The sequence below is a fragment of the Streptomyces xanthochromogenes genome, assembly GCF_014650455.1.
In the GTDB taxonomy this organism is placed as follows: Bacteria; Actinomycetota; Actinomycetes; order Streptomycetales; family Streptomycetaceae; genus Streptomyces; species Streptomyces xanthochromogenes.
Genome location: NZ_BMUZ01000015.1, coordinates 114,438 through 138,610, shown reverse-complemented (window position 1 = coordinate 138,610; position 24,173 = coordinate 114,438). Strand labels below are relative to the sequence as shown.

At 72.1% G+C, this 24,173-nt stretch carries 14 protein-coding genes; 3 read left to right on the top strand and 11 right to left on the bottom strand.

All coding sequences use genetic code 11. The features are described 5' to 3' along the window. Window position 1: 1 nt before the first annotated feature. Window positions 2-2,593 (bottom strand): YfhO family protein, encoded by a 2,592-nt coding sequence (locus tag IE267_RS33115; RefSeq protein ID WP_189765692.1) that lies wholly within the window; start codon window positions 2,591-2,593, stop codon window positions 2-4. Window positions 2,594-2,900: 307 nt separating this feature from the next. Here IE267_RS33115 and IE267_RS33110 point away from each other — a divergent pair, with 307 nt between their 5' ends. From IE267_RS33110 to IE267_RS33100, 3 genes are all read left to right on the top strand, one after another. Then, entirely contained in the window at window positions 2,901-5,771 is a 2,871-nt protein-coding gene (locus tag IE267_RS33110; RefSeq protein ID WP_189765691.1) for a bifunctional glycosyltransferase/CDP-glycerol:glycerophosphate glycerophosphotransferase, read from the top strand. After that, entirely contained in the window at window positions 5,768-6,934 is a 1,167-nt protein-coding gene (locus IE267_RS33105; RefSeq protein WP_167153211.1) for a glycosyltransferase, read from the top strand. The genes IE267_RS33110 and IE267_RS33105 overlap by 4 nt, the downstream gene beginning before the upstream one ends. 245 nt (window positions 6,935-7,179) lie before the next feature. Beyond that, the gene (locus tag IE267_RS33100; protein WP_189765690.1) at window positions 7,180-9,054 is read left to right on the top strand and encodes a glycosyltransferase family A protein; all 1,875 of its coding nucleotides are present in this window, start codon (window positions 7,180-7,182) and stop codon (window positions 9,052-9,054) included. Between the two features lie 128 nt (window positions 9,055-9,182). On the opposite strand, the gene galE is transcribed toward IE267_RS33100, so the two are convergent. The 10 genes from galE to IE267_RS33050 all read right to left on the bottom strand — a co-directional run bounded on the left by galE (window position 9,183) and on the right by IE267_RS33050 (window position 24,106). Further along, window positions 9,183-10,163 carry a UDP-glucose 4-epimerase GalE gene (gene galE / locus IE267_RS33095; protein ID WP_167153207.1) on the bottom strand — a complete coding sequence of 327 codons (981 nt, stop codon included), beginning with the start codon at window positions 10,161-10,163 and terminating at the stop codon, window positions 9,183-9,185. Between the two features lie 16 nt (window positions 10,164-10,179). Next, window positions 10,180-11,811, bottom strand: a complete 1,632-nt coding sequence (locus IE267_RS33090; protein WP_189765689.1) for a glycosyltransferase family 2 protein — start codon at window positions 11,809-11,811, stop codon at window positions 10,180-10,182. 270 nt (window positions 11,812-12,081) lie between these two features. Further along, entirely contained in the window at window positions 12,082-13,521 is a 1,440-nt protein-coding gene (obgE, locus tag IE267_RS33085) for a GTPase ObgE (protein WP_161245788.1), read from the bottom strand. A 144-nt stretch (window positions 13,522-13,665) separates the two neighbouring features. Further along, a complete protein-coding gene (gene rpmA / locus IE267_RS33080) occupies window positions 13,666-13,920 on the bottom strand; it encodes a 50S ribosomal protein L27 (protein WP_100578238.1) in 255 nt (84 codons plus the stop codon). Window positions 13,921-13,934: 14 nt separating this feature from the next. Beyond that, a complete protein-coding gene (gene rplU / locus IE267_RS33075) occupies window positions 13,935-14,255 on the bottom strand; it encodes a 50S ribosomal protein L21 (RefSeq protein WP_010062939.1) in 321 nt (106 codons plus the stop codon). A 168-nt stretch (window positions 14,256-14,423) separates the two neighbouring features. Further along, window positions 14,424-15,296 carry a UTP--glucose-1-phosphate uridylyltransferase GalU gene (galU, locus tag IE267_RS33070; protein ID WP_167153203.1) on the bottom strand — a complete coding sequence of 291 codons (873 nt, stop codon included), beginning with the start codon at window positions 15,294-15,296 and terminating at the stop codon, window positions 14,424-14,426. Window positions 15,297-15,554: 258 nt separating this feature from the next. Beyond that, window positions 15,555-19,652, bottom strand: coding sequence for an Rne/Rng family ribonuclease (locus IE267_RS33065; RefSeq protein WP_189765688.1), 4,098 nt, complete (start codon window positions 19,650-19,652; stop codon window positions 15,555-15,557). 237 nt (window positions 19,653-19,889) lie between these two features. After that, on the bottom strand, window positions 19,890-20,669 hold the full coding sequence (locus IE267_RS33060) for a TIGR03936 family radical SAM-associated protein (RefSeq protein WP_229861556.1): 780 nt from the start codon (window positions 20,667-20,669) through the stop codon (window positions 19,890-19,892). 131 nt (window positions 20,670-20,800) lie between these two features. Continuing rightward, entirely contained in the window at window positions 20,801-22,090 is a 1,290-nt protein-coding gene (locus IE267_RS33055; RefSeq protein WP_189765687.1) for a hypothetical protein, read from the bottom strand. A gap of 90 nt (window positions 22,091-22,180) precedes the next feature. Further along, window positions 22,181-24,106 (bottom strand): TIGR03960 family B12-binding radical SAM protein, encoded by a 1,926-nt coding sequence (locus tag IE267_RS33050; protein WP_189765686.1) that lies wholly within the window; start codon window positions 24,104-24,106, stop codon window positions 22,181-22,183. Window positions 24,107-24,173 lie beyond the last annotated feature (67 nt).

The window sequence follows — 24,173 nt, the reverse complement described above, 5'->3', positions numbered from 1 at the left end:
ATCAGTGCTTTCCGTTGGCAGAAGACGGGGAGGGAGTGCGGGAGGACCTGGTGCGGGTGCGGACCGCGCCGCCGACTCCGACGGCGAGCAGGGCCACCAGGGCCAGTCCGCTCGCCAGGAGTCCCGGCTTGAGTCCAGGGGTCTGGAAGGAGCACGAGAGGCGGGAGCCGCCGTCGCCGAGGTTCACCGCCATCAGCCCGCCCAGAGTACCGGGGGCGCGCGCCGGGCCGCCGTCGACCGAGCACTGCCAGCCGGTGACGGCCGGAGCGGCGATGACGGCGGTGCCGGTGGTGCCCTTGGGGAAGGTGGCGGCGATGCTGTGACCGCCGGCCGTGACCTTCTGGGGTCCAGTGGCCTTGAGGTGGTCGACCGCGGCGCCGAGCTTGGCACGGCTGAGGCACCCGATGGGGAACTTCGGGATGTCCTGGGCCTTGTGGGTGCCCAACGCGACGGTGAACCTGCCGCTCGCCGGGACGGTGCCGAGCGGCAGCAGGGTGTTGCTGGTCATGTTGTAGCGGCCGTGCTGCTCTACGGTCCTGCCGAAGGCCTGGATGCTGCCCGTGTACCAGGGGCCGTACCAGTAGGCCTCGGTGCCGGGGGTGCAACTGGCGCTGAACGACGTCCACTTGGAGCCGGTCTCGTTGCCGGGCAGGTGCAGGTCGCCGTTCGGCGCGGCGGTCGCCGGGGGGCCGCCGGCGGGGGTGAGGGCGGGCACGTCGTAGACGGGGGTGCCGAGCACGCGCTCCTGGCGGGCGAAGACCGAGGCGTCATGGGCCCCGGCGTCGCTCGCGGTGCCCGGGCGCAGCGTGACCACCGGCGGGGCGGCGACCGAGTGCTGGGTGAAGCCGTTGCGGTTCTTGGCCCAGTCCAGATAGCTGCCGACGCCCATGATCGCGCGGCCGACCGGGTCGGTGAAGGCGAGGGTGTGGCGGCCCTGTATGTACCAGCCGGCGCCGAGCGCGTGCAGGGCTTCGGCGGTCTTCGCCGGGACGTAACTGCTGTAGTACGAGCCGCCCTGGCCGCCGAGGAGCAGCGGGTCGTTGTTGGCGAACTCGTGCGGGCCGGGCTCGCTGCGGGTGGCCGGCCAGTCGTCGTGGGCCCGGACGGCGTCGTGGGCGGCGAGCGAGCGGGCGTCCAGGGTCCGCTTGGGCTGCCACCACTCGCTGCTGTCGCGGATCGCGGTGACCGAGAAGACGGTGTACGCGGTGGACAGGAACACCGTGCAGGCGAGCGCGCCGGTGAGGGCGACCCGCATCGGGCGCTGCCCGCGGAAGCGGTACAGGAGGAGCAGCAGGACCAGGGCGAGCAGCCCCCCGCCGACGGTCAGGATCCAGGTGCCGTGCGAGACGTAGGGGCTGCGGGCGCCGAAGGCCACGACGACGGCGGTGACCGCGGCGCCGAACAGGAGCTCCAGGGGGCGCGGGCGGCGGGACAGCGCGAGCCAGGAGACGATCACCAGCATCGCGGTGAGCGCGATGGAGGCGCGGTAGGGACTGCCGTTGGGCATGGCCAGGCCGTGCCAGAGCAGGATCGTCGGTGCCCAGATGTAGGAGAGGGCGACCAGGACGAGCAGGACGCACCAGGCGATGCGCTCCTTGGCGGGCACCCGGCGCATGAAGGGGAAGGCGAGGACGAGGAGCAGCGGGAGCAGGCCGACCGAGATCTGCGGCGCGTTGCCGTGCAGGCCGCCGGGCAGCAGGTGCGCGAGGTAGTCGGCGGCGCCGGGCGGGCCCTTGTAGGTGGCGTCCGGGGCGGGCTGGGACAGCTTGCTCGCCTTGAGGCCGACGGTGAGGACGGGGGCCGCGAGCAGCAGGCCCGTGGCCGTCATCGTGGCGGCCCGCACCAGCGCGTTCAGGCGCTCTCGGAGCGGGGTGTCCTCCAGGACCAGGCGGACGACGAGGACCAGGCCCATGCCGATGGTGGCCATCGCGGCGATGTAGAAGTTGCCGGCCCAGGCGGCGAAGACGAGCAGGGTGCCGAGGATCCAGTGGCGGCCGCGCAGGCACCAGTCGGAGGCGATGCCGAGCATCGGGAAGGCGGCGAGGCCCCACATCCACATGGGGTCGGAGAAACCGTCGGAGATCATCCAGGCGCTGACCGCGTAGCCGACCGAGAGCAGTCCGCGCAGCCAGGGCGAGCCGGGGCGCAGCCGGCCGAGGAAGACGGTCATCAGGAACGCGGCGAGGCCGACGCTGAGCAGCGTGACCAGGAAGACCGGTATCTCCACTTGGTCACGCGGGAACAGCCCGACGAGCCAGGAGAAGGGGTTCATGAGGTAGGTGAAGAAGTCCCCGAGGAAGGGGACGCCGAAGCCGCTGCCCCAGTTGAAGACGAGGTCCCCGGAGGCGGTGCCGTGCATCAGGTCCCACAGGTGTGCGTGGAACGGCACGAACTGGTTGCCGAGGTCGTTGACGGCCCGCGAGCGCGAGCCGAACGGGTAGGTGCCGTGCACCGCCATCGCCAGGCAGTAGGCGCCCATGGAGATCACGGCCGACAGGGTGGCGGCGACCGTCTGCGCTCCGAGGAACTTCGGGCGGGGCCGACTGCCCCGTTCGGCCGTCGCCGCCTGTTCCGCGGGGGAGGTTTTCAGCACCGTGCCTTCTCGCTCACTCGCTCTGTGTCCGCTTCGCCCGCGATGTCCGGCCTGGGCGGCCATGGACAGGGTCCAGGAGAAGTATGACGTTCCCGGCGGAGGTGCGCCCCTGGCACCACCTTCTCCGGAGATGGCCGCCGGGCCTCATTGGTTGCCCGGTCCTCTTTCACAGTTGCGTAACGAAGCAGCGGCGGGTCCCGGTGCGCCCGCCCCGCGAACGGGCGACGGTCGCGCCCGGGCGGCTGCCGGGAGGGCGATGGATACCAGGTAGCGTTGAACCGCATGCCATTAGCACAAATGGATTGAGGTGCCAGTGCCTGACGTCTCCGTGATCGTCATCGTCTACAACGATGCCGATCGACTGCCGACGGCCGTCCAGTCTGTCCTGGACCAGACGCATAAGAGCGTCGAGGTCCTGATCGTCGACGACTGCAGCAAGGACCGCTCCTACGAGATCGCCCAGGAGCTCCAGGCCGCGAACCCGGGACGGGTGCGGGCATTCCAGCTGCCGCAGAACAGCGGTGGCTGCGGGGCACCCCGTAACCACGGCATCTCCGAGGCGCTTGGCACGTACGTAATATTCCTCGACAGCGACGACGTCCTGGAGGAGAACGCCTGCCGGAACATGGTCGCCGCGGCCGAGCGCACCGGCGCCGACCTCGTCTCCGGCATGTGTGTGCGCGTCTACGTGGACAGCCGGCACGGCAAGACCGTCGACTGGTACCCGTGGATCTACTCGACGACCCGCACGCTTGAGTCGATCACCGAGATGCCGGACCTGCTGGTCTTCGACACCCTCTCCACCAACAAGTGCTACCGGCGTGAGTTCCTGCTCGACCAGGGTCTGTCCTTCCCGGTCGGCATCCATTACGAGGACCTGCTGTTCTCCGCGCAGGCCTACGTCGCCGCCCGGCGCATCACGCTGATCCCCAACCGCGTCTACTCGTGGAACGTCGTGGAGAACTCCTCGGCGAAGTCGATCAGCAACCGGCGCCACGAGATCGCCAACTTCGTGCACCGCATGGAGATCCACCGGCGGGTCGACGAGCTCCTGGAGGAGAAGGGCTACGAGGACCTGAAGTTCCGCAAGGACGTCAAGTTCCTCAAGCACGACCTGGTGCTCCATCTGCGCGATCTTCCGCTGCTCGACAACGACTACCGGCACGAGTTCGCGGAGCTCGCCAACAGCTATCTGGCGACGATCTCCCCGCAGGCCTATGCCGAGGTCCAGCCCATCCAGGCGATCTGCGCCTACCTCCTGGGCAAGGAGGACTGGAAGAACCTGATGCCGGCGGCCGACGCCCTCATCACCCCCGGCAAGCTCACCGTGCCGCTGGTGGAGAAGGACGGCCGGATCTACTGGTGCGCCGAGCACCTGGACGACCCGGACGGCGCCCGCATCCTGGACGTCACCGCGGCCGGCTACCACACCCGCCCGCTGAACAAGCTGTCGCTGGGCAACCGCCTCACCTCCTACGCCGACGACGGCCAGGGCAAGGTGCGCCTCGGCGGCTCGGTGGTCAACCCGCTCGGCCGCGTCAAGGCCGGCGCCGAGCTGACCGGCACCCTGGAGTTCCGGGCCCGTCGCACCAGCCTGCAGTCCTTCCGCTTCCCGCTGACCTCGCTGACCCACGGCGGGCGCACGCTGGACTGGAAGGCCGAGGCGGACATCGCCCGCAAGCTGCGCCCGCTGGGCATCATCGACGTGGTGTGGGACGTCTGGCTCAACCTGGACATCGACGGCGACTCCGTCTCCACCCGCGTCTCGGCCGGCAGCATCGACGTGAACTCCGGGCACCCGCTGCACGTCCGCCCCCGTCTGACCCGTCTGGTCTCCGACCGCATCGAGCCGTCGGTCTCCAAGAAGGGCAACCTGAGTTACGTCCTGACCGCCTCGGGCGCCGCGACCGTACGCACCCAGGGCCTCATCGAGGAGGCCCTGCGCAGCAAGGCCGCCGGGGTCGCCAAGAAGAGCCTGCGCAAGGCCCGCCGGATGAAGAAGGACCTCAACTCGGGCGAGACCAAGGTCCGCGTCTACCACGAGGTGCTCTCCAAGCTGCCGATCCGCAAGGGTCTGGTGGTCTTCGAGAGCCACATGGGCAAGCAGTTCAGCGACAGCCCGAAGGCGATCTACGACGAGATGCGCCGCCAGGGCATCGACTTCGAGCCCGTCTGGTCCTACGAGGGCGCCAAGCCCACCGGTTTCCCCAAGGACGCCACGCTGGTCAGACGCTGGAGCTACGCCTATCTGCGGGCGCTGGCCCAGGCCGAGTTCTGGATCGACAACCAGGGCTTCCCGGCGTCCCTGACCAAGCGTCCGGGCACCACCTACATCCAGACCTGGCACGGCAGCGCCCTGAAGCGGATGGGCTTCGACCTGCCGCAGATGAAGGTGCTCGGCCGCCCCGAGCGGGAGCGCCTGCAGCGGGGCCTGGACCGCTTCGACCACTTCCTGGTCCGCTCCGAGCACGATGTGGCCACCCTCGCCCGCGGCTTCCGGCTGCGCGAGGACCGGCTGCTGCGCGCCGGCTACCCGCGCAACGACGAACTGGTCAAGGCGCGCGAGCAGGAGAGCGCGTCCGGCTCGCGCGAGCGCGGCCCGCTGGCCGCCGAGCTGAAGATCGACCCGGCGAAGAAGGTCCTGCTGTACGCGCCGACGTTCCGGGCCACGCCGCAGGGCGCGGTGCGCCGCTTCGAGCTGCCCTTCGACGTCGAGGCATTCGCCGAGCGCTTCGGTGACGACTACACGCTGCTGATCCGCTCGCACTACCTCAACCAGGTCGTGCTGCCGCCGTCGGTGCGCGGCAAGGTCATCGACGTGTCCAGCGGCTACGACATCTCGCCGCTGCTCGTCCTCGCCGACGCGCTGATCACCGACTACTCGTCGCTGATGTTCGACTACACCCTCCTCGACCGCCCGATGATCTTCTTCACGTACGACTACGAGGAGTACGCGGGCGAGGCTCGCGGCACCTACTTCGACCTGCGCGAGAAGGCGCCGGGGCCGGTCGTGGGCACCGAGGCCGCGCTGTTCGCGGCGGTGGAGGAGCTCAAGTCGGCGGACACCGAGTACGCCGGGGCGCGGGAGCGTTTCGCGGCCGAGTTCGGTGAGTACGACCGGGGCACCGCCGCCCAGCAGATCGTCGCCAAGTTCTTCACCTCCGGGAGCGGCAAGTGACCGAGCAGACCGCCAAGGGCGGCGGCCGTGACATCTTCTTCGTCTCCAACGCCGTCAACGAGCTCGGCGGCGTGGCGACCTGGTCGCACCAGATGGCCCGGCTCTTCGCCGACCGCGGCAACCTGGTGCACATGGTCGGCATCACCCCGCCCAGTCACCCCTTCGAGCTGGGCCCGGACCTGCCGTACGGCACGACGACGCTGTACGACGTGCATCCGCCGTCGGTGCCCGGCGCGCACGGCATCAAGGGCAAGCTGAACCTGGCGGACCGCCGCCGGCGCGCCGCCCGCGCCGAGGGCATGCAGGAGCAGGCCGCCAAGCTCACCCGCATGTTCCGCCAGGCGCGGCCCGGCGCGGTCGTCATCGTCACGCAGGTGTGGGCGATGGAGTGGGTCGCGCTCGCCGACACGTCCTCGGTCACGGTCGTCGGCATGACCCACGAGTCGTTCGAGGCGTGCCGCAGGTCCTCCCGGTTCGGGCGGGTCAAGCGCTACTACGGGCACGTCGACCGGCTGCTCGCGCTGACCCGCGAGGACGCCGACCTGTGGGCCCAACAGAGGCTCGACAACGTCGACTTCATGCCCAACCCGCTGCCGTTCTTCCCCGCGGAGCCCTCGCAGCGGACCTCCAAGCACGTGGTGAGCATCGGCCGCCTGCACGAGGAGAAGGGCACCGACCTGCTCCTGGACGCCTGGTCCGAGGTGGCCCCGCGCCACCCCGGCTGGACGCTGCGGATCTACGGCACGGGCTCCGACGAGGAGGCGCTGCGCCGTCAGTGCACCGAGCTCGGCCTGGACGGCTCGGTGGAGTGGATGGGCCGCACCGACGACCCGGCGGGCGCCCTCCAGGACGGCGCGGTCTTCACGCTCGCCTCGCGCGGCGAGGGCTTCCCGCTCTCGCTCCTGGAGGCCATGGCGACCGGCGTTCCGTGTGTGGCCTTCGACGTCGCACCCGGCATCCGCGAGATCATCCGCGACGGCGAGGACGGTCTGCTGGCGCCGCCCGGCAACACCCTGGTCTTCGCGCGGCGCCTGGAGTCCCTGCTCGCCGACCAGGAGCTGCGCGACCGGCTCGGGGACGCGGCCCGCGAGAACATCCAGCGCTACCGGACGGACGAGATCGTCCGGCGCTGGGAGGACCTCTTCACGTTCCTGGAGCGCTGATCCACACCGCGTTCCCGTAGCGCGCGATACGAGCGGAAGGCCCCGGCACACAGGGTGTGCCGGGGCCTTCCGCACACCGTCCCACCTGCGGGTGACCGCACAGAAGTCGCATATCCGCACCCCTTTGACACAGGGCCCCTACAGGGCCTCCAATAAATAAGAAAAGCTGTGCTAGCGTCCGCGTGCGCGCGAGCCGAGGCGCCCGACCACCCTTGCAGCTGTGCCCCATTCGAGGATGTGTGCCGATGGACCCCGTTGTTACCGTGATCGTCCCGGTGCACAACACGCTGCGGTACCTGGAGCGCTGCTTCGGGTCCGTGGAAGCGCAGACCATCGGGCGGCGCAAGCTCGAAGTGATCGCGGTGAACGACGGCTCGTCGGACGAAAGCGGCGACTGGCTCGACGCGTGGGCGCGCGAGCGCGACAACGTCCAAGTGATCCACCAGGAGCCCTCGGGCGGCGCCGGAAAGCCCCGCAACGTGGGCATCGAGCGGGCCCGCGGCACCTATCTCTTCTTCCTGGACTCCGACGACTACCTCGGCACCGACGCGCTGCGGCGCATGGTCGCGATGGCCGACGGCGAAGAGTCCGACATCGTGTACGGCCGGATCGTGGGCGTGGGCCGGGACGCCCCGGTGGACTTCCGCACCACCAGCGCCGAGGTCGACCTGTACGACTCCCCCGTGTACTGGACGCTGGCCCCGTACAAGCTGTGGCGCCGCGCGCTGATCGAGGAGCACGGGCTGCGGTTCGCGGAGGGCCGCCTCCTCAACGAGGACGTGGCGTTCGCCGTCCCCGCGGTGCTGCACGCCAAGAAGATCTCGGTGGTCGCCGACCACGACTGCTACTACCTGGAGGGCCGCGGCGACGGCACCAACGCCAGCCGCCAGGACGTCGACTGGGTCGATCAGCTCGCCTTCGTCGGCGAAATCCTGCGCGGCCTGGGCGAGTTGGTGCCCGCCGGCCGCGAGCGCGACAAACTGATGGAGCGTCACTTCCACGGCGAGATCCTGAGCATGTTCGGCGAGCCCTACCTCGCCCGTGACGAGGCGGGCCGCAAGGACATGGCGGCCGCCGCCAAGGTGCTGCTCGACGAGTGGACCACCGAGCCGATCATGGCGGCGCTGCCGCCCCGGCTGCGGCTGCGGGTGCACTGCCTGCGCCACGGCCTGGTGGACGAGCTCACCGAGATCGTCCTCGCCGACACCGGCAGGACGCTGGGCCCCGCACACCAGGACGGCGAGCGGGTCTACGCCGCCTACCCCTACTTCCGGGACGCCGAGCGGGCCATCCCCGACTCCGCCTACGACATCACCTCCCGGGTCCGGCTGGTCCAGCGGGTCGACTCCTACGCCTGGGACGGCCCGGTGCTGCGGGTCGAGGGCTCGGCCCGGCTCAGCGAGCTCGACCCGGCGGGCCGCAGGGTGGGCGTGCTGCTGCGCCGCCAGGGCTACACGTACTGGGTGCCCGCCGAGACCGCCGACGACGGCACGTACACCCTCCGTCTCGACATCGGCCGGGCCGCCGACGGGGAGCCGCTGCCGGAGGGGATATGGACGATGCGGATCGTCGTCACCTCGGGCGAGCTCAGCAAGGAAGCCTGGCTCGCGCGCCCGTCGGACCGCCTGTACGACGTCTCGCCCGAGCCCCGCGTCATCGACCGCGGCGAGGCCGGGCCGTGCGCCGCCGGCCTGTTCCACTCGGCGGCCCACCAGCATCTGAACCTCGACATCGGGGACACCCGCAGGCTGCTCGCCACCTCGGCCCGGGGCACCGTCGCGCGCAGCCGCCTCGGCCGCGTCGAGGCGGCGGCCCGGGTGACCGTACCGGGCTGGCCGGCCGAGCGGGGCGAGGCCCGGCTGCTCCTGGTCTCCGACCGGAAGACCCTGACGGCCCCGACCACCACCGAGGTCGACGACAACGGCCGCGTCGCGGCACGGGCAACCGCCGACGGCGTGGCTCCGGGCACCTGGGAGCTCCGACTCCGGCTCGTGGCAGGCTCGTTCAGCCGGGACGTGCCGGTGATCGAGTCCTCCGGCGAGCCGCTGCGCCTGACCGTGCCGGTGCCGTTGGTGCGCCAGGTGCGCCGCAAGGCGGCCCGTGTGGTGCGCGGCCGCTGACCCACCCGTTCCCCGCGCCGAGAAGACGAAAAGGCCCCGCCGGTCGGCGGGGCCTTCTCGTTGGGTGCGGAGCTCGTGTGCGGAGCTCGTGTGCGGAGCTCGTGTGCGGAGCCCCTGCGCGGGCGGGATCAGCCGTCGCGGTGGTGGCGCCAGCCGGCCCACGCCGAGGAGATCATCGAGCGCACGTCGTGGTGCGCCTTCCAGCCGAGCTCGGCCGCGATGCGGTCGGCGGAGGCGACCACGCGGGCCGGGTCGCCCGCGCGGCGCGGGTGCACCTCGGGGGCGATGCCGCGGCCGCTGATCTCGTTGATGAGGTCGACCATCTCGCGCACCGAAACGCCTTCGCCCCGGCCGATGTTGACGGTCAGGTCGCCGTACTCGCCGGCCTTCGCCGACTCGTCGAGCTTGCGGGCGGCGGCCAGGTGCGCGTCGGCGAGGTCCTCGACGTGGATGTAGTCGCGGACGCAGGTGCCGTCGGGGGTCTCGTAGTCGTCACCGAAGATGCGCGGCGGCTGCCCGTCCTCCAGCTTCTCGAAGACCATCGGCACGAGGTTGAAGATGCCGGTGTCGCCGAGCTCGGGGGTGGCCGCGCCCGCCACGTTGAAGTAGCGCAGGCAGCCGGTGGCGATGCCGTGCGCCTTTCCGGCGGCCCGCACCAGCCACTCGCCGGCCAGCTTGGTCTCGCCGTACGGGCTCATCGGCAGGCACGGGGTGTCCTCGGTGACGAGGTCGACGTCCGGCATGCCGTACACGGAGGCGGAGGAGGAGAACAGGAAGGTGCGCACGCCGGCCGCGGCGACCGCCTCCAGGAGCACGGTCAGGCCGAACACGTTCTCCCGGTAGTAGTGCAGCGGGATCTCGACGGACTCGCCCACCTGCTTCTTGCCCGCGAGGTGCACGACGCCGGTCACGGAGTGCTCGGCGAGGGTGCGGTCCAGGAGCTCGCGGTCCAGGACGGAGCCGACCACCAGCGGCACTCCCTGCGGCAGCCGCTTCGCGTCACCGGTGGACAGGTCGTCGAGGACGACGACGCGCTCCCCCGCCGCCGTCATGGCCCTCACGACATGGGAACCGATGTATCCGGCGCCGCCAGTGATCAGAAAAGTCATGTGTGCGTCCACGTCCTCATCGTCGCCTTGATCGAGCCGTCCGGGCCAGTCTGCGCAGCTTCCCGCCGACCACCCCGAGGGCCCCCTGTACTCCAGGAGCGAGCCGCACCGCGAGCGATCCGCTCGACGTGCGGTACGGCTGCACCAGCAGAACACCGTACCGGCTGGCGGGGACCGCCGTGCGCCGCAGCCCGGCGGCCCGGGCCCGCAGCGTGGTGTGCGCGCCGGGCCCCGAGGCGGTGTTCAGGCGGACCCGCAGGTCCCAGATCTGGGTGCCGTGGCCGCCCGCCGCCGCGAGAGCGGCCAGCATCACGGGGGCCTGGCCGGTGAAGCCCTCGGCGCCGGGCCGCAGTGCGGCGGTCACCGTCAGGGCGCTCTCGCCGCCGCCCCTGGGCACGAACTCGATGTCGGCGCCGGTGGGGACCCCGGTGGCCGCGAGGCGTCCGTACAGCTCGTGCACGCGCAGCTTGAGGATGCCGCGCCGTCCTGCGAGCAGCGTCGCATCGACGGTGACGGGCAACCGGTCGGCGGGCAGCGCCGTCAGGTCCAGGGGCACGTCCGCGAGGTCGTCCGCCCACACCGGTCCCGCGGCGGTGCTCGCGTACGGCGGAATCAGGCGGGCCGGGTCGGCGGCGAGCTGGGAGAGCCGGTCCAGGTCACGGGGGGCGTCGGCGGCAAGGACCACCTGGGCGAGCCAGCGGGCGGGTGCGGCGGCCGCGGCGATCTCGGCGGGTGCGAAGTCGGCGAGATGGGCGCGGGTGAGCCGCCACCACTGGGCGCGGTAGCCGGCATCCCGTACGCGCAGCTCGCGCAGGTACAGGCACAGGTCGTAGTCGACGAACTTGGTGCGGCAGGCGGCCGCGAGCGCCTTGCGGTCGGCCGCGCCGAAGGCCGCCACGGCCTGGGCGTGGGCGGCGATGCGGGCCTGCCAGTTGGCGACGTCCTTGCGGGCGAGCGAGATGGAGACCTGGGCGGCGGCGCGGCGCACGTGCCAGACGTACACGAGCTCGGGCACGACGGCGACACGGGGTCCCGCGGCGTACACGCGGGCCGTGAAGACGAAGTCCTCGTAGGTGAACCTGCCGTCGGGGAACCGGATTTGATGGTCCGTCAGAAATGAACGGCGGTAGAGCTTGTTGACGCACAGCGTGTCGTGGAGCAGTCCGGGCTCGGCCTCGGGCGACTCGTACACGGCTGCCTCCCGGTACAGGCCCGGCTGCCACTGGACGTCCCGCCCCTCCGGCAACTCGCGGCGCACCGCGCGGCCGACCGTGACGTCGGTGCCGTGCTCGCGGGCCGCGTCGAGCAGCGCCCGGACGGCGCCGGGGGGCAGCACGTCGTCGCTGTCCAGGAACATGACGTACGGGGAGGTGGCGGCGGCGATGCCGTCGTTGCGGGGCGTGCCGCAGCCGCCGCTGTTGTCCGTGCGGCGCAGCACGCGCAGCCGGGGCTCGGTCGTGGCCAGCTGGTCCAGTACGGCGGCCGTGCCGTCACTGGAACGGTCGTCGACGGCCACGACCTCGGTGACGGCCGGGCCCTGCGCGAGCGCCGACCGCACGGCGTCGCCGACCAGCTCGGCGTCGTTGTAGGCGATGACGACGACGCTGACACCCGTGGGACCGTCCGGGGAGGCAGGGCTCTGGCTCATCCGTGAATCCTACGGCGCCCCGCGCGCCGGTCGTGCCCCTGGTCGATGCTGGTCGGTCCCGGCCCCCTCGGGCTCCGCCCCAGACCCCGTTCGCGCCTCAAGGGCGCTCGTCCTCAAGCGCCGGACGGGCCGAGGATGCCCATGCCGACCCGAACCGGGTCATTGGGGCCACCTACAGGGGCGCGGGGAACTGCGCGAACAGCCCCCGCGGCCCGCGGACGTGACCCCGTACCCCCGGCCACCCCGCCCCGCCTGCGGGAAGGGCCCGGACTAGAAGGGCCCGAACTCCTTGAACTCCTGCTCGGCCTCGTCGCGCTCCGCATCCCGGTCGCGGCGGCGCTGCGCGGCCGGACGGGGGGCCTCCAGGCGGTGGTCCTCCCCACGGCGGCCCAGCATCTCGGCGCCCGCCATCATCGTCGGCTCCCAGTCGAAGACGACCGCGTTCTCCTCGGGGCCGATGGCCACGCCGTCGCCGGTACGGGCGCCGGCCTTCATCAGGGCGTCCTCGACGCCGAGGCGGTTGAGGCGGTCCGCCAGGTAGCCGACGGCCTCGTCGTTGTTGAAGTCGGTCTGGCGGATCCAGCGCTCCGGCTTCTCGCCGCGCACCCGGTAGACCTCGTTCGCCTCGTCGAAGGTGACGGTGAAGCCGGCGTCGTCCACGGCCTTCGGCCGGATGACGATGCGGGTCGCCTCCTCCTTCGGCTTGGCCGCACGCGACTCAGCGACGATCCCGGCGAGCGCGAAGGAGAGCTCCTTCAGGCCCGTACGGGCGACGGCGGAGACCTCGAAGACCTGGTAGCCGCGCTCTTCGAGCTCCGGCCGGATCATGTCCGCCAGGTCCTGGCCGTCCGGGATGTCGATCTTGTTGAGGACGACGATGCGGGGCCGGTCGTCGAGCCCGCCGTACTGCTTGAGCTCCTCCTCGATGATGTCGAGGTCGGAGACCGGGTCGCGGTCGGACTCCAGCGTCGCGGTGTCCAGGACGTGCACGAGCACCGAGCAGCGCTCGACGTGCCGCAGGAACTCCAGGCCCAGGCCCTTGCCCTGGCTGGCGCCGGGGATCAGACCGGGGACGTCCGCGATGGTGTAGACGGTCGAGCCGGCCGTCACCACGCCGAGGTTGGGGACCAGCGTCGTGAACGGGTAGTCCGCGATCTTCGGCTTGGCCGCCGAGAGCACCGAGATCAGCGAGGACTTGCCGGCGCTCGGGTAGCCCACCAGGGCCACGTCGGCGACGGTCTTGAGCTCCAGGACGATGTCGGCGGACTCGCCGGGCACGCCGAGCAGCGCGAAGCCGGGGGCCTTGCGGCGGGCGGAGGCGAGCGCGGCGTTGCCGAGGCCGCCACGGCCGCCCTGGCCCGCGATGTAGGTGGTGCCCTCGCCGACGAGGTCGGCGAGCACGTTGCCCTGCTTGTCGAGGACGACCGTGCCGTCGGGCACGGGCAGGACCAGGTCCTGGCCGTCCTTGCCGGAGCGGTTGTCGCCGGCGCCGGGCTGGCCGTTGGTGGCCTTGCGGTGCGGCGAGTGGTGGTATTCGAGAAGCGTCGTCACGGACTGGTCGACGACCAGGGTGACGTCGCCGCCACGGCCGCCGTTGCCGCCGTCCGGGCCGCCGAGCGGCTTGAACTTCTCACGGTGGACGGAGGCGCAGCCGTGGCCTCCGTTACCCGCGGCGACGTGCAGCTCGACGCGGTCCACGAAGGTGGTCATGGGATGTGCCTCCTGAGGCCCCCGGCCAGCGGCCGAGAGAAAGTACGGGAATGTCTATCTAGTAACACGCGAAAGGCGGACCCGCTTCCCGTGGGGGAAGTGAGGTCCGCCTCCGCTGAAACCGCTCTACGGCTGCCTAAGTGATCAGGCGGCCGGAACGATGTTCACGACCTTGCGGCCACGGTGGGTGCCGAACTGCACCGCGCCGGGCAGCAGCGCGAACAGGGTGTCGTCGCCACCGCGACCGACGCCCGCACCCGGGTGGAAGTGGGTGCCGCGCTGGCGGACCAGGATCTCACCGGCGAGCACGGTCTGACCGCCGAAGCGCTTCACACCGAGCCGCTGAGCGTTGGAGTCGCGACCGTTCCGGGTGGACGATGCGCCCTTCTTGTGTGCCATGTCTCCTCAGTCCCTTACTTCGCAGCCGTGGGGATGCCGGTGACCTTGATCGCCGTGTACTGCTGGCGGTGGCCCTGGCGACGGCGGTAACCGGTCTTGTTCTTGTACCGAAGGATGTCGATCTTGGCACCCTTGTGGTGGTCCACGATCTCGGCGGTGACCTTGATGCCGTCAAGGACCCACGGGTCGCTGGTCACGGCGTCGCCGTCGACAACGAGCAGGGTCGAGAGCTCGACCGTGTCGCCAACCTTGGCAGTGGAAATCTTGTCAACCTCAACGATGTCGCCGACAGCAACCTTGTGCTGGCGACCACCGCTGCGCACGATGGCGTACACGCGGATCTCTCTCTCGCTCGATACGGAACCCTTGAAGCCAGCCATCCCGCGGAAACAGGGGGCCTCCCCCGGCGGACCGGGAGGTGAGGTGCTCAGGGGTAGGCGCGTATATAAACACGCCGAGGGTCAAGGCTACGGGGCCGGGCGTGGTGGGTCAAACCAGCGCCATTACCCGCACTCCTCGGCGACGAAACCGCGCAACCAGGCCCGGAAGTCCGGCCCCAGGTCCTCCCGCTCACTGGCCAGGCGCACGATGGCGCGCAGGTAGTCCGCCCGGTCGCCGGTGTCGTACCTGCGCCCCTTGAAGACGACGCCGTGCACGGTGTCGAGCCGGTTGAGGGCGTCGGTGAGCTGGATCTCGCCGCCGCGCCCCGGCCCGGTGCCGCGCAGCACGTCGAAGACCTCCGGGTCCAGGACGTAGCGGCCGATCACCGCGAAATGCGAGGGGGCCGCGGCCCGTTCGGGCTTCTCCACCAGGCCCGTCACACGGACGACGTCGCTCTCGCCGGTCGGCTCGACGGCCGCGCAGCCGTACTGGTGGATCTGCTCGGGTGCCACCTCCATGAGCGCGACGACGCTGCCGCCCAGGCGCTCCCGGACCTCCACCATGCGCGCGAGCAGGGGATCACGGGCGTCGATGAGGTCGTCGCCGAGCAGCACCGCGAAGGGCTCGTCGCCGACGTGCGGGGCCGCGCACAGGACCGCGTGGCCGAGGCCCTTGGGGTCGCCCTGGCGCACGTAGTGGACGGTCGCCAGGTCGCTGGACTCGCGCACCCTGGCGAGCCGGTCGGCATCGCCCTTGCGGGTCAGCGCGGACTCCAGCTCGTGGTTGCGGTCGAAGTGGTCCTCCAGGGCGCGCTTGTTGCGGCCGGTGATCATGAGGACGTCCGAGAGTCCCGCCGCGACCGCCTCCTCCACCACGTACTGGATCGCCGGTTTGTCGACCACCGGCAGCATCTCCTTGGGGGTGGCCTTGGTGGCCGGCAGGAAACGCGTGCCGAGCCCGGCGGCGGGGATGACGGCTTTGCTGATCGCACTCATGCGGGGGCGGACTCTCCTTCGTACGACGAAGCCCGCCCCCGGTGTTCCGGGGACGGGCTCCTGGGCCGTGCGTCAGTCAACTACCGCCGGGTGTACGCCGGCTGAGCGGGGGCTGTCCGCCACCTGTCGGTCGCGGGCCACCCGACCCGCCGGCCACCCGACCCGCCGACCGCCGGATCGGCGGCCCGCGGCCCGGCGGTCAACGGTCATCGTCCGACATCTGTCAGCCGATGACCGTCAGCCGTCAACTGCCGTCCGTCAGCTGTCGGTCGACGCCGAGACCGAGGACTGCTGCTGCTCGGCGGCCGCCGTCTTCTTGGCCGTGGCCTTCTTGGCCGTCGTCTTCTTCGCAGCGGTCTTCTTGGCCGCCGTCTTCTTCGGGGTGGCGGCCTTCTTCGCGGTGGCCTTCTTCGCCGTCTTGCGAGCCGCCTTCTTGGCCGGGGCCGCCTCCTCCGCGGACTGCGCGGATTCGGCGGGCTGGGTGGCTTCGGCGGACTCGGCCGCCGGGGCGGACACGACCACGACGACCGCCGCGTCCTCGGCACCCGAGGGCGAACCGGCCGGGGCCGTGGCCTTGCGGGTCGCCCGGCGGCGGGCCCGCGGCGGGGCGGCGACGGGCGCCTCCTCGACGACGGGCTCGGCGACGGCGGGCTCGGCCACCGGCTCCTGCGCCTGGGGCTCATCGGCCTTCGGCTCGGGCTCGGCGACGACCACCACGGGCTCGGCGGTGGCCGAGGCCGGGGCGCCCGCCGGAGCGGTCGCCTTGCGGGTGGCACGGCGACGGGTGCGGCCGCCGCGCGGCGCGTCGTCCTCGATGAACGAGGCGACGGTCACCGCGGCCGGGGCCTGCGCGGCCTCGGGCTCCTCGGCCACGGGGGCCGGGGTCTCGACGGCTGCCGTGCGCGGCGCACCGGCCGGGGCCGAGGCCTTGCGGGTGGCGCGGCGGCGGGACCTGCCGCCGCGGGCCGCGGCCTCCGCCTCGGCGATGCTGCTGTACAGCTCCTCGTCGGGCACGAACTCGGGCTCGGCGAGCGCCACCGGCGTCGCGATCTCCGCGGCGACCTCGGCCTCGGACTCGACGGGCTCGGCGTCCACACCGTCGTGCTCATGCTCGTGCTCGTGGGTGTGCTGGTCGTGCTGGTCGCCCTCGGCGCCGCCGCGGCCGCGCTTCTTCGAGCGCTTGCCCGCACCGCCGCCGACCGCGGCCGGCTGCTCCATGTGCACGATCACGCCGCGCCCGTTGCAGTGGACGCAGGTCTCCGAGAACGACTCCAACAGGCCCTGGCCGACCCGCTTGCGGGTCATCTGGACCAGGCCGAGCGAGGTGACCTCGGCCACCTGGTGCTTGGTGCGGTCGCGGCCCAGGCATTCGAGCAGGCGGCGCAGGACCAGGTCGCGGTTGGACTCCAGGACCATGTCGATGAAGTCGATGACGACGATGCCGCCCAGGTCGCGCAGCCGCAGCTGGCGCACGATCTCCTCGGCCGCTTCGAGGTTGTTCCTCGTCACGGTCTCTTCGAGGTTGCCGCCCTGGCCGGTGAACTTGCCGGTGTTGACGTCGACGACGATCATCGCCTCGGTCTTGTCGATCACCAGCGAGCCGCCGGACGGCAGCCAGACCTTGCGGTCCAGGGCCTTGGCGAGCTGCTCGTCGATCCGGTAGGTCGCGAAGACGTCGACCTCGCTGGTCCAGCGCGAGAGGCGCTCGGTGAGGTCCGGGGCGACGTGCGCGACGTAGCCGTGGATGGTCTCCCACGCCTCGTCACCGCTGACGATGACCTTCGAGAAGTCCTCGTTGAAGATGTCGCGGACGACCCGGACGGTCATGTCCGGCTCGCCGTAGAGCAGCGACGGCGAGGACGTCGAGATCTGGTTGGCCTTCTTCTGGATGTCGGCCCACTGCGCCTGCAGGCGCTCGACGTCGCGGCGCAGCTCGTCCTCGCTCGCGCCTTCGGCGGCGGTGCGCACGATGACGCCCGCGTCCTCGGGGACGATCTTCTTGAGGATGGTCTTCAGACGCGCGCGCTCGGTGTCGGGCAGCTTGCGGCTGATGCCGGTCATCGAGCCCTCGGGCACGTAGACCAGGTAGCGGCCGGGCAGCGAGACCTGGCTGGTCAGGCGGGCACCCTTGTGGCCGATGGGGTCCTTGGTGACCTGGACGAGCACCGACTGGCCGGACTTGAGGGCGGCCTCGATGCGGCGCGGGCCGTTGCCCATGCCGAGCGACTCGAAGTTGACCTCACCGGCGTACAGGACGGCGTTGCGGCCCTTGCCGATGTCGACGAACGCGGCCTCCATGGACGGCAGCACGTTCTGGACCTTGCCCAGGTAGACGTTGCCGACGTACGAGGTGGCCTGCTCCTTGTTGACGTAGTGCTCGACGAGCACGTTGTCTTCCAGGACGCCGATCTGGGTGCGCTCGCCGCTCTGGCGGACCACCATGACGCGCTCGACGGCCTCGCGGCGGGCCAGGAACTCGGCCTCGGTGATGATCGGGACGCGGCGGCGGCCCTGCTCGCGGCCTTCGCGGCGGCGCTGCTTCTTCGCCTCCAGACGCGTCGAGCCCTTGATGGACTGGACCTCGTCGGAGGAGGTGGAGCCGGAGGCGGAGTCAAGGCGCTCGCGGGTCGTGCGGGGCTCGCGGACCTTGACGACGGTGCGCTCCGGGTCGTCGGAGCCCTGCTCGGCCTCGGGGCCCGCGTCGCCGGAGCGGCGACGGCGGCGGCGCCGACGGCGGCTGCTGCTGGTTCCGGCGGCGGAGGGGGTGCCGTCCTCGTCCTCGTCGTCCTCGTGCTCGGACTCCGACTCGGCGGGGGCGTCGTTGCCGTCGGCCTGGTCGGCCTGCTCGTACGTCTCCTCGGCGGCGTCCTCGGCCTCGGGGGACTCGCCACGGCGACGGCGGCGGCCACCGCGGCGGCGACGGCGCGAGGGGCGGTCGTCGTCGGAGTCGTCGGACTCCGCGTCGGCGTCGGCCTCGGCGGGCTCCTCGACGTGCTCGTCGGCAGGCTCCTCGACGGCCTTGTCCTGGACGGGCTCGGCGCTCTCGCCACGGCGGCGGCGACGGCGCGAGCGGCCCTGCGGCTCGGCGGGGGGCTCGGCGGCCTCGACGACGGTCTCGTCGGCCTCGACGGCGTCGGGCTCCTCGACGCGGGCGGCGGCAGCGGCGGCCGCTGCCGTCTCCGGCGTCTGGAACATCGGCTCGGTGAAGACGGGCGCCTGGAACACGGCGACGGCGGGGCGCGTGGCGCGGCGGCGGGACCGGCCGGTGGCGGGCTCCTCCGTCTGCGCGGCGGGCTGCGGCTCGACCGGCGTGAACTGCGGGCTGGAGGCGGGGCGGGCGGCGCGGCGGCGCGTGCGTCCGCGGGGGGCTTCGTCCTCGGCGGCGGGGGCCTCGGCCGCGGCGGGCTCGTTCGCCTTCTCGGCGGGCTCCGCGGGCTTCTCGGCGGGCTCCGCGGGCTTCTCGGCGGCGGCCTGCGGCGCACCGGCGGGGGCGGTGGCCTGGCGGGTGGCACGGCGGCGGGTGCGCGGCGCGGGGGCCTCGGCGGCCGGGGCCTCGACGGTGACCTCTTCGGTCGCCTCGGCCGCGGCGGTTCCCTCGGCCTCGTCGGCCTCTTCGTCCTCGACGACCTCGGCGACGACCGGGTCCGCGACGGTGGTCTGCGGGGCGGTCGCCTTGCGGGTGGCACGGCGGCGGGTGCGCGGCGCGGGCGCCTCGGCGGCTTCCTCGGCGGCCTCGGGCACCTCGGCGACGGCGGCCGGAGCGGCCTCGACGATCTCCTCGGCGGCCTGCGGCGCGCCGGCCGGGGCCGTCGCCTTGCGGGTCGCACGACGACGCGTACGCGGGGCCGGGGCCTCGACGGGCTCCGCAGCCTCTTCGGCCGCGGGGGTCCCGGCGGCCACGGGGGCGGCCTCGACGATCTCCTCGGCGGCCTGCGGCGCACCGGCCGGAGCGGTCGCCTTACGGGTGGCACGACGACGCGTACGCGGGGCCGGGGCCTCGACGGGCTCCGCAGCCTCTTCGGCCGCGGGGGTCCCGGCCGCGACGGGTGCCTCGGTGCTCGCCTCGGCGGCCTGCGGCGCGCCGGCCGGAGCGGTCGCCTTGCGGGTGGCGCGGCGGCGGGTGCGCGGCGCCGGGGCGGCGTCGGCCTCGTCGGAGGCGGCCGGTGCGGCCGGCTCGGCGGCCGGTGCCGTGGTCCCGGCGGTTCCCGCCGTGTCGGCGGCCTCCGCGCCGGGTGCGCCCACCGGCGGACCGGCGGGGCGCGATGCCGCGCGGCGCCTGCGGCGCGGCGGCAGCGTGTCGCTGGGGCTGTTCTGTTCGTTGTCTCCGGTGGTACCGGATTCGTTCTGCTCAAGCATGCGGGCGTAGCTCCCGTCACGCTCCCGGGCGCCGCGCCTGTTCCGGTCCGGCGGCACGGCCCGCGTGGTGTGCGCGGGTGCCGCCGTCCGGGGCGCGGGCGCCGCACGGGAGCTGATGTGTCTGGCTCGCCGGTTCCGTACGCGGTGTGCGTACGGCCTGGCGAAAGTCTGTTAGGTCTGTGCGCGGCCCGACCCAGGTGGCTCCCGAGTGCCAGGGCTGCGCTACGACGACCGCCCTTACGCGGCGGGACCTTCCGGCGCCGTCGCAGAGACGGTCCCGGCGGCTGTTTGTGGAGCGGCCGGGGCTGCCTCGCGGTCGGGCGCGAGCGGGTCGGTCACCGTGCCGGACTCCTCGTCGAAGAGCCCCTGCGCCAGCCTGGTCACCGCTGCGGGGACCGGCGGCGCCAGGTCGGCCACAGCTCGGAGACCGGACAGGACGTCGTCGGGTCGTACGGCAGGTGTCAGGTGCCGCACTACCAGCCGCAGTATCGCACAGGCGTCGTCGAGCGGCCTATCGGCCTGCGCAGGAAGCGCCTGGAGCCCGGCGACGGCGCCCCGGGTGTCGAAGGTGCGCATGCCGTTCTTGGTCTTGCGCTGGACCTCGACGGTCTCGGCGGCGAGGAATGTCTCGACGGCCTTCTCGGCGGCCTCGACGGTGACGCCGTCCAGACGCAGCTCCCACACGGAGGCGGTGAGCCGGTCGGCGAGGCCCGAGGTGCGGACCTCGACGGCGTCGATGATGTCGAGCCCGGTGGGCAGCGACTCGTCGAGCAGGGTGCGCAGTTTTTCGGGGTCGCGCTGTGCGGTGAGCGCGATCTCCAGGTATTCGGCCTCGGAGCCGACGCCGGTGGGTGCGGCGTTGGCGTACGACACCTTGGGGTGCGGGGTGAAGCCCGCCGAGTAGGCCATGGGGACCTCGGCGCGCCGGAGGGCGCGCTCGAAGGCGCGCTGGAAGTCGCGGTGGCTGGTGAACCGGAGGCGGCCGCGCTTGGTGTAGCGCAGGCGGATGCGCTGCACCGCGGGTGCGGGCGGCGGGCCTTCGGGCTGTCGCTTGCCCAGTGGTTCTTCTCCTCGGTGCGGGGCGGGCGCGGTGTGCGCCGCCCACCGTCCTGTGGGGGTCCCTCCGGTCACGGCGGGGCGCCCCCGGCTCATCCCTCCGTTTTGCTGAGGGAGATCTCGGGGGCGGGCACCGCGCCGGAGGCAGTAGTTGTACTACCCAGAGTACGCGCCCGGTGCTCCATACGTTCCCGGGGCGGGCCGCCGACCAGCGCCCGCCAGGCCTCCTGCCGGGCCGTGCGTACGGTCGCGCGGGCCGAGGCGAGCGCCTCGCGCGCGGCGCGCCCCGCGCCACGGGCCGCCTCGGCCGCGGCCCGTCCCACCGCGAGCGCGGCCCGCCCGGCCGGCCGCAGGACCGCGTCCCGCACCCGGTGCCCGAGCGGCGTGAGCAGCGCGACGTACACCCAGCGCACGGGCCGTCCGACGAGGTTCCAGCCGAGCCATTTGAGCCCTCGGCCGACCGCCCGCGACACGAATCCCGCGGCGCGCCAGGCGTGCCCGAGGGCGTGCGCGATCTCCCGCACGACCACGACGAGGGCCCGCCCGAGCGGCGTGAGCACATGCCGGTACGCCCACACGACCGGCACCACGAAGAGCACCACGGCCAGCACGCCGAGCCCTCGCGCGACGGCGACCAGGCCGGCGCCGGCCGCCTTGCAGAGCCACGCGGTTCCGTGCCCGAGCGGCGTGAGCACATGCCGGTACATCCACACGACCGGCACCACGAAGAGCACCACGGCCAGCACGCCGAGCCCTCGCGCGACGGCGACCAGGCCGGCCCCAACCAGCCTGCCCAGCAAGGCGGTTGCGTGGCCGAGCGGTGTGAGGGCGTACCGGTAGAGCCAGCCGCCGGGGGCCAGGAGGCCGTAGCGCAGGAGGGGTTGGAGAAGTCGGCGCCACAGCGCGGTCGGTGTCCGGACGAAGACGGCCCACAGCACTCGGCCGAGCACGAACCCGACTCCCCGGGTGACCTGGACGACCCCCGTGCCGATCCCCTTGACCACCCACACCACGGCTCGCCCGAGCGGCGCAAGGACGGTACGGAACAGCCACCCGGCCGGGATCGCGATCAGGGTCACGGCGAGCCACGCCACCCCCCGCGCCAGCGCGACGGTCCCGGCGCCGACCAGCCCTGCCAGCGCGGCGGTCGCGTGGCCGATGGGTGTCAGCACGTACCGGTACGACCACTCGAACGGGATCACGACGAGCACCCGCCACAGCGGCACGAGCACCACCCGGCGCAGCGCCTTCGCGCCGACGGCGAGCAGGTCCCACACCATGCGGACGGGGACGACGAGGACGAAGACCACGATCCGCACGGGGATGCGGACCGCGACGGTGAGGCAGCCTTCGGGGCCCTGCGGGGCCGACCGGTTCTCCATACCGTCAGGGACGCACGAAGGGCACCCCGCCGTTGCGACGGGGTGCCCTTCGTGATCAGGCGGTTATGCGGTGCGTGCCGGGTGGTGCGGCTACTTCTTGACCGTAAGCGGCAGCAGCTTCTTGCCCGTGGGTCCGATCTGGATGCTGGTGTCCATCTGGGGGCACACCCCGCAGTCGAAGCACGGCGTCCAGCGGCAGTCCTCGACCTCGGTCTCGTCGAGCGAGTCCTGCCAGTCCTCCCAGAGCCAGTCCTTGTCGAGGCCCGAGTCGAGGTGGTCCCAGGGCAGGACCTCCTCGTAGGTGCGCTCGCGGGTGGTGTACCAGTCGACGTCCACGCCGAAGGCGGGGAGCGTCTTGTCGGCGCAGGCCATCCAGCGGTCGTAGGAGAAGTGCTCGCGCCAGCCGTCGAAGCGGCCGCCGTCCTCGTAGACGGCGCGGATGACGGCGCCGATGCGGCGGTCGCCGCGCGAGAGCAGGCCCTCGACGATGCCGGGCTTGCCGTCGTGGTAGCGGAAGCCGATGGAGCGGCCGTACTTCTTGTCGCCGCGGATCTTGTCGCGGAGCTTGGTGAGGCGCGCGTCCGTCTCCTCGGCCGACAGCTGCGGCGCCCACTGGAACGGGGTGTGGGGCTTGGGTACGAACCCGCCGATCGACACCGTGCAGCGGATGTCGTTCTGGCCCGAGACCTCGCGGCCCTTGGCGATCACGTTGACCGCCATGTCGCCGATCTGCAGGACGTCCTCGTCGGTCTCGGTGGGCAGGCCGCACATGAAGTACAGCTTCACCTGGCGCCAGCCGTTGCCGTACGCGGTCGCGACGGTACGGATGAGGTCCTCTTCGGAGACCATCTTGTTGATGACCTTGCGCATGCGCTCGGAGCCGCCCTCGGGGGCGAAGGTGAGGCCCGAGCGGCGGCCGTTGCGGGTCAGCTCGTTGGCGAGGTCGACGTTGAACGCGTCCACCCGGGTCGAGGGCAGCGAGAGACCGATCTTGTCGTCGGTGTAGCGGTCCGCGAGGCCCTTGGCGATGTCACCGATCTCGGTGTGGTCGGCGGAGGACAGGGAGAGCAGGCCCACCTCTTCGAAGCCGGTCGCCTTGAGGCCCTTCTCCACCATCTCGCCGATGCCGGTGATGCTTCGCTCCCGCACGGGGCGCGTGATCATGCCGGCCTGGCAGAAACGGCAGCCGCGGGTGCAGCCGCGGAAGATCTCCACGGACATGCGCTCGTGGACGGTCTCGGCGAGCGGGACGAGGGGCTGCTTGGGGTAGGGCCACTCGTCGAGGTCCATGACGGTGTGCTTGGAGACCCGCCACGGCACGCCCGACCTGTTCGGTACGACACGGGCGATGCGGCCGTCCGCCAGGTACTCGACGTCGTAGAAGGCGGGAACGTAGACGCTGCCCGTCCGCGACAGCCGGAACAGGACCTCTTCGCGACCGCCCGGGCACCCCTCGGCCTTCCAGCCGCGGATGATCTCGGTCATGTCGAGGACGGCCTGCTCGCCGTCGCCGATGACCGCGCAGTCGATGAAGTCCGCGATCGGCTCGGGGTTGAAGGCCGCGTGGCCGCCCGCGAGGACGATCGGGTCGTCGATCGTGCGGTCCTTGGACTCCAGCGGGATGCCCGCGAGGTCCAGGGCCGTGAGCATGTTGGTGTAGCCGAGCTCGGTGGAGAAGCTGAGGCCGAACACGTCGAAGGCGCGCAGCGGGCGGTGGGAGTCCACCGTGAACTGCGGCACCTTGTGCTCGCGCATGAGCTCTTCCATGTCCGGCCACACGCTGTACGTGCGCTCGGCGAGGACGCCCTCGCGCTCGTTGAGTACCTCGTAGAGGATCATGACGCCCTGGTTGGGCAGCCCGACCTCGTACGCGTCCGGGTACATGAGCGCCCAGCGGACGTCACACTCGTCCCAGGCCTTGACGGTGGAGTTGAGCTCACCGCCGACGTACTGGATCGGCTTCTGCACATGCGGGAGCAGCGCTTCGAGCTGTGGGAAGACGGACTCGGCAGACATCTCGACCTTCGTGGGCTGGCAGGGGGCGACTCTCTAGCGTAACGCGAGCCGGGTCGCCCCCTCGCAC

What these genes read in the sequence shown, in the direction of transcription:
- IE267_RS33050 (WP_189765686.1), bottom strand. Translation starts at nt 24,106, where the DNA reads ATGTCTGCCGAGTCCGTCTTCCCACAGCTCGAAGCGCTGCTCCCGCAT.
- galE (WP_167153207.1), bottom strand. Translation starts at nt 10,163, where the DNA reads ATGACTTTTCTGATCACTGGCGGCGCCGGATACATCGGTTCCCATGTC.
- galU (WP_167153203.1), bottom strand. Translation starts at nt 15,296, where the DNA reads ATGAGTGCGATCAGCAAAGCCGTCATCCCCGCCGCCGGGCTCGGCACG.
- IE267_RS33055 (WP_189765687.1), bottom strand. Translation starts at nt 22,090, where the DNA reads ATGGAGAACCGGTCGGCCCCGCAGGGCCCCGAAGGCTGCCTCACCGTC.
- rpmA (WP_100578238.1), bottom strand. Translation starts at nt 13,920, where the DNA reads ATGGCACACAAGAAGGGCGCATCGTCCACCCGGAACGGTCGCGACTCC.
- IE267_RS33090 (WP_189765689.1), bottom strand. Translation starts at nt 11,811, where the DNA reads ATGAGCCAGAGCCCTGCCTCCCCGGACGGTCCCACGGGTGTCAGCGTC.
- obgE (WP_161245788.1), bottom strand. Translation starts at nt 13,521, where the DNA reads ATGACCACCTTCGTGGACCGCGTCGAGCTGCACGTCGCCGCGGGTAAC.
- IE267_RS33065 (WP_189765688.1), bottom strand. Translation starts at nt 19,652, where the DNA reads ATGCTTGAGCAGAACGAATCCGGTACCACCGGAGACAACGAACAGAAC.
- IE267_RS33100 (WP_189765690.1), top strand. Translation starts at nt 7,180, where the DNA reads ATGGACCCCGTTGTTACCGTGATCGTCCCGGTGCACAACACGCTGCGG.